9 protein-coding genes and 1 pseudogene are annotated in these 9602 nt (G+C 63.2%); 6 read left to right on the forward strand and 4 right to left on the reverse strand.

Features of this window, described 5'->3' with window-relative positions; genetic code table 11:
• The coding region (locus ABSG20_RS21595; RefSeq protein ID WP_423866553.1) for a 2OG-Fe(II) oxygenase at positions 1 to 76 on the forward strand (76 nt) is incomplete at its 5' end.
• Positions 66 to 740 (forward strand): DNA oxidative demethylase AlkB, encoded by a 675-nt coding sequence (gene alkB, locus ABSG20_RS21600; protein ID WP_423866545.1) that lies wholly within the window; start codon positions 66 to 68, stop codon positions 738 to 740. The genes ABSG20_RS21595 and alkB, both read left to right, overlap by 11 nt.
• Before the next feature lie 128 nt (positions 741 to 868).
• Here alkB and ABSG20_RS21605 read toward each other — a convergent pair whose 3' ends face one another.
• Positions 869 to 1696: a universal stress protein gene (locus tag ABSG20_RS21605; RefSeq protein ID WP_423866546.1), complete on the reverse strand. Its 828-nt coding sequence runs from the start codon at positions 1694 to 1696 to the stop codon at positions 869 to 871.
• Between the two features lie 333 nt (positions 1697 to 2029).
• Between ABSG20_RS21605 and ABSG20_RS21610 the strand changes: the two genes are divergently transcribed.
• The 4 genes from ABSG20_RS21610 (at position 2030) to ABSG20_RS21625 (ending at position 6860) form a co-directional block, all read left to right on the forward strand.
• Positions 2030 to 2305 carry a DUF6894 family protein gene (locus tag ABSG20_RS21610; protein ID WP_423866547.1) on the forward strand — a complete coding sequence of 92 codons (276 nt, stop codon included), beginning with the start codon at positions 2030 to 2032 and terminating at the stop codon, positions 2303 to 2305.
• 141 nt (positions 2306 to 2446) lie between these two features.
• Entirely contained in the window at positions 2447 to 3691 is a 1245-nt protein-coding gene (locus ABSG20_RS21615) for an MFS transporter (protein WP_423866548.1), read from the forward strand.
• Between the two features lie 209 nt (positions 3692 to 3900).
• On the forward strand, positions 3901 to 5787 hold the full coding sequence (locus ABSG20_RS21620) for a hypothetical protein (protein ID WP_423866549.1): 1887 nt from the start codon (positions 3901 to 3903) through the stop codon (positions 5785 to 5787).
• Between the two features lie 11 nt (positions 5788 to 5798).
• On the forward strand, positions 5799 to 6860 hold the full coding sequence (locus ABSG20_RS21625) for a ferritin-like domain-containing protein (protein WP_423866550.1): 1062 nt from the start codon (positions 5799 to 5801) through the stop codon (positions 6858 to 6860).
• A gap of 11 nt (positions 6861 to 6871) precedes the next feature.
• Here ABSG20_RS21625 and ABSG20_RS21630 read toward each other — a convergent pair whose 3' ends face one another.
• From ABSG20_RS21630 to ABSG20_RS21640, 3 genes and pseudogenes are all read right to left on the reverse strand, one after another.
• On the reverse strand, positions 6872 to 8497 hold the full coding sequence (locus tag ABSG20_RS21630) for a thiamine pyrophosphate-dependent enzyme (protein WP_423866551.1): 1626 nt from the start codon (positions 8495 to 8497) through the stop codon (positions 6872 to 6874).
• 28 nt (positions 8498 to 8525) lie between these two features.
• A complete protein-coding gene (locus ABSG20_RS21635) occupies positions 8526 to 9398 on the reverse strand; it encodes a fumarylacetoacetate hydrolase family protein (protein ID WP_423866552.1) in 873 nt (290 codons plus the stop codon).
• A gap of 24 nt (positions 9399 to 9422) precedes the next feature.
• Positions 9423 to 9602: pseudogene (locus tag ABSG20_RS21640) on the reverse strand (3,4-dihydroxyphenylacetate 2,3-dioxygenase); the annotation flags it as partial.

Here is a 9602-nt window from a genome sequence, read left to right on the forward strand (position 1 = left end):
CCTGCGTCATGGCGTGAGCCTAGTCCGCTCCGGACATCGCCATACCATGGGCGTGATCTTTCACGATGCGAAGTGAGCGCGGCACGGTGACGGCTGACTTGTTTGACGGATTTTCCGATGGCCGCCCGGTGCAGGAGGCCGTCGCGGAGGGCGCCGTGCTGCTGCGTGGACTTGCTTGCCCGATCGAAGCCGACCTGATCGCGGCCTTGCATGATATCGCGACAGAGGCGCCGTTTCGCCGGATGATCACGCCTGGCGGCCACCAGATGTCGGTGGCGATGACCAATTGCGGCAGTCTGGGCTGGGTCACCGATCCCGGCGGCTACCGCTATGACGCGTACGATCCCGACACCGGCAGGCCATGGCCGGCCATGCCGGCATGCTTTCGTGACCTTGCGGGACAGGCGGCCGATCGCGCGGGCTTCGCCGGATTTTCTCCGGATGCATGTTTGATCAATCGTTACCAGCCCGGCGCGCGCATGTCCTTGCATCAGGACAAGGATGAGCGCGATTTTGCCGCGCCGATCGTCTCGGTGTCGCTGGGGCTGCCCGCGATCTTCCTGTTTGGCGGACTGAAACGAAGCGACAAGGCACGGCGGCTCCGGCTCCGGCATGGCGACGTGGTGGTATGGGGCGGACCGGCGCGGCTCGTCTACCATGGCGTGGCGCCGCTCGCGGACGGCGAGCACGCCCTGACCGGCCGGCTGCGCATCAATCTGACGTTTCGCAGAGCCCGCTGATCTGACTCTGTAAGGCGTATTTCATTTATCTTCATCAAATCGTGCTCGTTCGAATTTGAACGCGCCACCCCGTCAAATCGCCCCGATTGACGGCCCATTTTTCCAATCGCGTACGGCGCCGCCCGCCTTCAATGTGACATCAGGGCGGGCACCGTGAGCGTTTCGAACATGCCGCGCGTCGTGCCGCCGAGGACAAATTCCCGGAGTCTGGAATGACCATAGCCACCCATCACGATCAGGTCGGTGGAGTTGTCGGCGGCCAGCGACAGAATGGCGTTGTGAATATTGGCGCTGCTCGCCGTCAGCCGGTAAGGTTGGGCAGCCAGATCGCGCCGGGCGAGATGGGCGATCAATGCGGTCGAGGCGACTTCGCCAGCGGCGTCCTCGTCCTCGTTGATGGAAACCACATCGATGGTTTTCGCCTTGCGCAGAAACGGCAGGGCGTCATGCACTGCGCGTGCGGCCGGTATGCCGCCGTCCCAGCAAATCAGCACGCGATCGCACCTGAAAGGACCGCGGTTGATGTAGGGAACCATCAGCACCGGCCTTCCAGAGCCGAACAACACGGCCTCGGACAGGAAGTCCGTCTGGCTCGGGTTTGAGCGGTCCGGTTGCGCCACGATGCTCAAATCATAGAGCCGTGCCATCGCGGTGACCGTGCGGGTCGCCGCATAGGAAACGTTGCACGTGCTTTTTGCATCATGTGGAATGTCCAAGTCCCTTGTCGCGATTTCGAACTGGTCGAGGACAATTGCGGCCTGCCCGACACCAGCTTCGTACTGCGCGGCCATCACGACGGCTGCGGCCTCGGAGGCGATCATCGGATTCATGGACTGATAAACGCAGGCGATGCCATCGAGATGAGCTTCGAAAAGTTTGGCGAACGAAGCAGCGTATTCGATCAGCGCGCCGGCGGGCCGGTCGACGGGAAGAAGGACAGCGATATCTTTCAGCATGCTGAAAAGCTTTCTGGTTTGGCAGGTTCTGTTCCCATCATATTATGCAGAGCTTTGCCGGGGACATGTTGATCTAGCTCATGTTGATCTGCCTCATCCTTGGCGCTGGTCCGCGGCCTCAAGATACAACTGTGAATTGTGGTGGGGGAGAGCCGCGCTTTTTTAAGACCGCCTTATGAACGATTTACCGCAATTTCCTTCATGAATTTGCTCTTGGGTGCTTGAATTCCCATGTGTCATCACCACCATTTGCACACTGCAAATTGCGAATCCGGTTGCCTGCCGTGATAGATTTTTCTTCGCTATTATTTTTCGATGATACGAGGGATTTGCATGCCCCGTTATTATTTCCGAATATCCAGTGGAACCTATGCTGGGGCTCCTGGCGAGGGCTTCGATCTTCCCGATAACAATGCCGCTTGGGTGGAAATGACCAGGGTCGGCGCCGATCTCATCGGCGGCGTGACGCGCAAACTGAAGCAGAACTCCGAGTGGCTGATCGAGCTTTTGGACGAGTCGAGGACGCCGCTGTTCGGGATCCGCGTGACGGCGGAAACGCGGGATCAGGTTGCCGCGACATCGGACGTTCGCGAGCCAGCCTCTCGCTGAGACATCACGAAGCGCGGAGAGGGAGTGCTTCCAGGGCTTTGCCGCGCGATTTGACTTTCGCGACGGACTTCACGCCGACGCCGATCGGCCACTTTTCAACGTCCGTTGGTCTGGACTATGCTTCGGGGGCGGAGGCCAGCCGTGAGCACCGAAGATCTGTCAGCTGATGCGAGCGCCGCGAGTGCCAATCGCACCGGGATGTACCTTGCCGTCCTGCAGTTGGTGTTCACGCTGGGCTGGACCACTTATGTCATCTACCTGCCGAAGCTTGCCGCGGAGGTCGGGATCGCGCCTTCAGCGGTCATCCTGGTCCTGATGCTGGATCAGGCGATTTTTACGGTTACCGATACCGCGATGGGCAGCGTCGCCGACAAGATCTCTGCGGTTGTCGGCCGGCTCGGCGCGTTCGTGGGCGCCTTGACCGCGCTGTCTTGTGCGGCCTTTGTCGCGCTACCGTTCGTGGCCGGCACCGGCCGCGGTGCGAAGGCCGGGTTCATCGCCCTGATCGTGATCTGGGCCATCACCTCATCGGCGCTGCGCGCCCCGCCGCTGACACTGCTCGGCAAGCGTTGCGCCAGGCCGTCGGTCCCGTTCTTGTCGGCGCTCGCCATGCTCGGGTACGGTTTGGCCGGCGCGGTGTCGCCCTATCTCGGCGCGGTGCTGCGCGACCGGGACCCGCGACTTCCCTTCGTGATTTCCAGCGTGGTCCTGCTGATTACGGCTTTGGCGCTGTCGAGGGTCGAGCGCGGTCTGGCAAAGGAATTCTCATCCCCGGGCATACCGGCCCACGCGGCCAGACCGCTCGGCAAGGTGCCATTGGTGTTCATTGCATCGATGGTCATTCTCGCACTGGGCTACCAGCTGCATTTCAGCATCAACAGCGAGCCGTTCTACCTGCGTTTTGCAAGACGTGATGAGCTGCAATGGCTGATGCCGGTGTTCTGGATCGGCTTCAACATCGCGATGTTTCCGGCCAGCGCCGTCACCCGACGCCGCGGTGGATTGATCGTGATGGGCGCGGCCGGCATTGCCGGAGCCGTGGCCGTCCTCGGCGCCGAACTCGCCGGCAACCTCAACACGCTGATCGCGGCGCAATTCGTTGCGGGCGCGGCCTGGGGCTGCATGCTGATGAGCGCAATTTCGGCGGCGCTGGCGATCGGGGACTCTGGCGCCGAGGGCAAGGTGGTGGGCCTGGTTTTTTCCGCGCTGGCGCTCGCGACCTTTGCACGGATGGCGGCGGTCGCGGGTGGTTTGCAAAGGCTCCCCGAATACGCGCCGCTGTTGCACTGGTCGCCGGTGGCGTGCTGGTCAGTGGCCGGAGCAGGTCTCCTGGTCGTTGCGGCGTCGCGGGCGCAGCAGGGCGTGCTGAACGTTCGCGGAGTTTAGCTCGGTGTTCCCTCGTGCTGAAGTACGGGCGTTCGCCGCGTCTCGAAGCATGGAATAATCCGGCGTCGTGGTTCGAAACGGCGCTATGCCCCTTCATCGCTGAACCTGTTGGCGCGGCACGGTGAAGCGACGATCAACCTCCATTCATGCTTGATTATCTTTTCAACTGTGAGATGCTGACCGAGCTTTTTTCAAGGAGCATTTGCCCGATGAGCTATCTGAACACGCTGAGGCTGCATTTCTCGGGCCAGTTCCAGTGCAACGTGTCGACGGTCAACAATGATCCCGGCCATTACGACAACGCGATCTTCCAGCCGAGCTACCAGTCGATGCAGGGGCCTCAGATGAATCCCCCCAATGGCTGGTTCAACCCGCAGGGCGATGCCGCCTTCCGTCTGCTTGGCTGCGAGGTGACGGCGGCCTGGATGCCCGGCGGGGCAGTGGCGCCGGGCGATCCGGTTAAGGGGTACATCATCGCCGATGCCGATGACCGCGTGCCGGCCAAGATGGTCGATCTCGACCCCGAGCAGCAACTGGTCTCGGAGATCTGGGGGCTTCAGTTGCGGATTGCCGACCAGGCCGGCAATACGCTGATGCGCGGGCAATTTGAGCCGGCAGCCTTCCTTGATATCTGGGATCGCGCGACCGGGGGCGCCGGCGGTGACACCACCGCGGGCGCGATGTATCAATCGGTGCTGACCGACCTTGTCTGGGGCGACGTGTCGGCGTCGCCGTTCCTCACCAAGCTGCGATCTGCCTCGGCCGCGAGCGGCATGCTGTCGATCAAGATCAATGTCGACGGCATGAATCTCGACTTCACCGATCCCAACTTCATGTGCGGCCGGATCGCTGGAACGATCGGACCGGCCCTGGCTGGCGAGCCGCATCATCTGGTGATCGGACGGCAGTTCATGGCCGCGGCCGGACCCAACGGCAATTTCTTCGCGCCGCTTGGCGGCATCAACTTCTTCCCCGCCGTGGTGGAAAAGGATGCGAGCTGCGTGCTGCTCGATCTCGGTAATGCCTTGTCGACGGTCAGCCCTGGCGGCCCGATCAACGATATCGGCGACCTCCAGCTGCAGGCCTATAGTCCGCTGGCCACGCCCGGCAATCCGGCGGGAACGACGACGCTGCTCGGAACCATTCCGGCGCAGGGCCCGAACGGCTATGTCGGCAATGCCAACTGGTACAATGAAACGGCCGGGATCGTCAGCCTGCCGCTCACTTCCGACCAGCTCACGCTCGTTGCCGTCAGCCCGCTCACGCTTACGGGAAACACCACCAACGCGATTGCGGAATGGCCCAACGCCGCGTTCGTGCGCGCCGATCGTTTCGTCTATCGGATAAGCCCCGGCGACAGGGTAACGGTCCCGGTCTATGCCATGCAATATGGCCGGCCGCTGCCCAGCGCTTCGATCGCGTTCGGTTTCGATCCGAGCCAGCTCCAAGGGCAGGCGCAGCCCTCGCCAATCTTTGTCACCAACCCGCCGCCGGTGGCGGTGCCGGCATCGGCATTGCAATACAATGCGACGGCTACGACCGATGAAAACGGAATAGCGCTGCTGGTCGTCAACGGCAGCGATCCGGGTTCACCGCGCTGGTTCGACAACGGCAGCAATTACGGCATCGACGGGCAGGTTTATGGCATCCGCCCGGCCTTTGCCGAAAGCGCGATGAATGCCGGGCCGGTCAACCAGTGGAATTTCGTCAGCTTCCTTTTGTGGAGCAGCTTCAAGCCCGGCAATCCCGTCACCTGGACCGACCTGCAGCCGGTGTTGCAGCAATATGCCAATCTCTATCCGGTCATGATCCGCTTCCTGAATCTTGCGGATTACGCGCAGGTCAAGGCCAATGCCGGGCTGCTGTCGCTCGCTTTCGGGCTCGACGTGTCCGACCCCAACTCGATGCCCGTGACCCGCGACCTGTCGCCTGCCAAACGACAGGCGCTTCTTGCCTGGCTGCAAAATCCGCTGCCAGGAACCGTTGCGCCACTGGCGGCGCGGGCCGCGCCCGCCCGCCTTGCGCCGACCGGCGCGGCGCCAAGAGGCGGCAAGGCCGCCGCCGCCGCGCGGCGACTCATCCTCCAGCAGCACTAAGGGGAACCGCGATGATCCGCCTGCAACGTTCGATGCTCGACGGGCTGACCGGCCCGAACCCGTCGCTCGACAAGGTCCGGCAATCGCTGCAACGCGCGATCAAGCTCGAGCATGCGACAATTCCGGTCTATCTCTACGCGCTCTATTCGCTCGACGCGGCCAAAAATCCGGCGATCGCCTCCATTATCCGGTCGGTCGTGGTCGAGGAAATGTTGCACATGGTGCTGGCCTGCAACGTCCTGAACGCCATCGGCGGGTCGCCTGTCATCAACACCCCCGATTTCATTCCCGACTATCCAGGGCCGCTTCCCGGCGGGGTGCAGTCGCAATTGAACGTGCAGCTGGCGCCGTTCTCGAAAGACCAGTTGCAGACGTTTCTCACGATCGAGGAACCCGAGCATCCAATCAATTTCCCGACCGCGATGGCCGCAACCGACACCATCACGATCGGTCAGTTCTACGCGGCCATATCGGCCGCGCTTGCCGTGCTCAGCGTTAGCGTCTTCGTCTCGCCGCCCCGCAACCAGGTCGGCCCCGACCTCATGTATGAGGCCGTGGTGGTGACCGACGTGATCTCGGCGCAGCAGGCCATCCGCACCATCGTGGATCAGGGCGAAGGCACATCGACCTCACCGGAGGAAGTCGTCGGCGGCAAATACGCCCATTATTATCGATATATGCAGATCCAGAAGGGGCATCTTCTGGTGCTGACGCCGGGCGGCCCCGATCCCGAGCATCAATATGCCTATACGGGTGCCGCTGTTGCGTTCGACCCGACCGGCGTCTCAGCAGCGCCGACCAATCCGGGCAATTACACGCCCGGCTCCGCGGCGGCCTTTGCCAATGACAATTTCAACTACACCTATACGAGCCTGTTGAACGCGCTGCACCAGATGGTCAACGGCGAGGCGACGTCAGACCAGTTCAACCGCGCGCTGGGCCTTATGATGTCGCTGAAAGGTCAGGCCAAGGCCATGATGTCGGGGATCCCCGACCCGAGCCAAATCACCGGGCCGAGCTTCCAGTATCTGGCCGTCAATCCCGCGGTCGCGGTCTCAGCCGCGGCAGGCTGATTCGACCGCGTTCAAGGCTTCGCCGGGTGAATGAAGGTCCACGGCGAGGTCTCGGAGTCCCTGGGCACTTCGATGGCGATCAGGCTGGGACCGCCATGGGCCAGGGCTTTTTCCAGCGCCGGGCGAAAGGTCGCGGGCGAGGTCACGCGGCTGGCCGCGACGCCAAAGGATTCCGCAAGCTTTACAAAATCCGGATTGACCAGATCGGACGCTACCACGCGGCCGTCAAACCGCTCGCGCTGGTCTCGCCGGACATTGCCATAGGCATTGTTGTTGAACACCAGCGTGACTACGCCGATGTTGAACTGCACGGCGGTCGCAAGTTCCTGCACGCCGAACATGAAGCCGCCATCGCCTGTGATTGCGACCACAGGCCGGTCGGGATGGGCGACCTTGGCTCCGAGCGCGGTGGGAAAGCCCGAGCCGAGTGTGCCCTGATAGCCCGAGGTGATGAAGGTGCGCGGCTTGAAGATCGGAAAGCCGTACCAGGAGGCAAAGCCGACCTGCGACAGCTCATCGGTGACGATGGCCTCGGGCGGCAGCACCTCGCGCAGGATATTCAGATAGGCCATCTGCGGCTGAACCTGCTGGATCTGCTGCAGCGCCGTCGCTGTCGCCGCGCGGATCTCGGCGCGGCGGCCGTGCGTTCTGCCGTGGCCTTTCCTTCTGACCGCGGCGAGCAGTTCGCTGGTTCCGGCCTTGGCATCGGCGATGACGGCGGCATCAGGCGTCAAGCGGCGCATTTCCGATGGATCGATATCGATACGAACGGATTTCAGGCCGTCGGGGCGATAAGGCCAGCGCGACATCGTCGGCAATTCGAGGCGGGTGCCGATCCCGATCATCAGATCGGTCTGCGGCCAGAGCCGATAGGCCGCCGCCATCGTCAGCCCGAGCTCATGCGCATTGCTGACGATGCCGCGTCCGCTGCGGAACGCCACCACCGGCGCGTCGATCAGTTCCGCCAGCTCCAGAATTTCGTCAGCCGCATGGATCGCGCCGCTGCCGACGAAGATCATTGGCCGCTTGCTCGCCGCGATCAACGCCGCCGCGGCGTCGACGCGTTCCCGATCGGGCGGCGGCGGAGGAAAAGGTTCGAACGGTTGCGCCGCGCCAGTGTCCGCGCGCTGCGTGAATACGTCCCAGGGCATTTCCAGCGCGGCTGGCCCGCGCCGGCCCGACAGCATTTCCTGGAACGCGCGCGCGACCAGCGTCGGCGCGGCGCCGGGATATTCGATGCGTTCCGCCCATTTGACGAAGGTTCGCAAGCTCGCCAGCTGATCGGGCATTTCATGCAGATGGCCGCGGCCCTTGCCGAGGAACGGCGTCGGCACCTGTCCGGTCAGGCATAGCACGGGTTCGTTCGATCCAAAGGCCGTGAGCAGCGCCGCGCCGGCATTGAGCACGCCGGGGCCAGGCACCACGCTGAACACGCCGGGCCGGCCGGTCGATCGCGCATAGCCATAGGCCATGTAGCCGCAGGCCTGCTCGTGCCGCGCGCCGATCACCTTCAACTGGGCCTTCAGGAAGGCGTCGAACAGGCCGTAGATCTGCGCGCCGGGCAGTCCGAACACAGTGTCGACGCCATGCGCGACCAGACCGCTGACGATGGCTTCGCCGCCGGAACTCTGGGTCATTGTCTTGTCCAGTCGTAAGCCGGCAACATCACGCGACCTCGTCGATCACGCCATTGCGCAGGACGCCAATATTGTCGGCTTCGACCTCGATGACATCGCCCGGTTTGAGATAGCGCGGCGGATCGAAACGCGCGCCGGCGCCGGTCGGCGTGCCCGTAACAATGACGTCGCCTGCTACCAGCGTGGTGAAGGTCGAGATGTAATGGATCAGATAGCGGAAGCCGAAGATCAGCCGGCCGGTGCGGTCGTCCTGCCGGGTCTCGCCATTGACCCGCGTCGTCAGCCTGATGTCGGCGATCTCGGCTTCGCCGGTATAGGGAACGAGCCATGGGCCGAGGCTGCCGGTGGAGTCGAAATTCTTGCCTTGCGTGACATTGAATTTTGCGTGCCGGACCCAGTCGCGGATGGTGCCCTCATTGCACAGCGTCACGGCGGCGATGTGATCCAGCGCCGCGCCATACGGGATATGCCGGCCGCCCTTGCCGATCACCAGAACGAGTTCGCCTTCATAGTCGAGTTGTGACGAGGCCCGCGGCCGCACCAGCGGCGTCAGATGGCCGACGAAGGAGCGCGGCGTGCGCATGAACAGGCTGGGATATTTCGGCGCCTCCTGGCCATCCTTGTATTCTGCATTGCGGTCCGGATAGTTGACCCCGACGCAGACGATTTTTTCCGGCGAAGGGACCGGGGGCAGCCAGGTGATCGCGTCGAGCGGATGGTCCGGCGAATGCCCTGCGGCATCTTCGGCAAGTCTCAACAGGGCGCCGCCGGCGATCACTTCGCGCAGCGTCGGGTAGTCCCGGCCGAAGCGTGCGGAGAGATCGACGATGCCGCTTTCGAGCACTGCGCCATATCTGGCCGATCCGTCAATGGAGAAAGTAGCGAGGCGGGGAGGGGTCATCAGCTGTCCGATACAATCGAGAAATCAGTCGGCAATCGTGACGTCGGCGACGAACAGCGGCTGGCGGATCGGCTGTCCGGTAAACGGCGATCCCTCCTCGAACCAGGAACGCGGCGCGGGCGCGCCCCACAGGGTTTGCCGCCGCGGGTCCTTCAGCGACCAGCGCAATGGCTCGTGATCGTGATCGCCCGTAAAATAGTCGCT

The sequence above is a fragment of the Bradyrhizobium sp. genome (assembly GCF_049512235.1).
GTDB lineage: Bacteria > Pseudomonadota > Alphaproteobacteria > Rhizobiales > Xanthobacteraceae > Bradyrhizobium.

Excerpts from the sequence above, each read along its gene's own strand:
- alkB (WP_423866545.1), top strand. The coding sequence starts at position 66 with ATGCGAAGTGAGCGCGGCACGGTGACGGCTGACTTGTTTGACGGATTT.
- ABSG20_RS21605 (WP_423866546.1), bottom strand. The coding sequence starts at position 1,696 with ATGCTGAAAGATATCGCTGTCCTTCTTCCCGTCGACCGGCCCGCCGGC.
- ABSG20_RS21610 (WP_423866547.1), top strand. The coding sequence starts at position 2,030 with ATGCCCCGTTATTATTTCCGAATATCCAGTGGAACCTATGCTGGGGCT.
- ABSG20_RS21620 (WP_423866549.1), top strand. The coding sequence starts at position 3,901 with ATGAGCTATCTGAACACGCTGAGGCTGCATTTCTCGGGCCAGTTCCAG.
- ABSG20_RS21625 (WP_423866550.1), top strand. The coding sequence starts at position 5,799 with ATGATCCGCCTGCAACGTTCGATGCTCGACGGGCTGACCGGCCCGAAC.
- ABSG20_RS21630 (WP_423866551.1), bottom strand. The coding sequence starts at position 8,497 with ATGACCCAGAGTTCCGGCGGCGAAGCCATCGTCAGCGGTCTGGTCGCG.
- ABSG20_RS21635 (WP_423866552.1), bottom strand. The coding sequence starts at position 9,398 with ATGACCCCTCCCCGCCTCGCTACTTTCTCCATTGACGGATCGGCCAGA.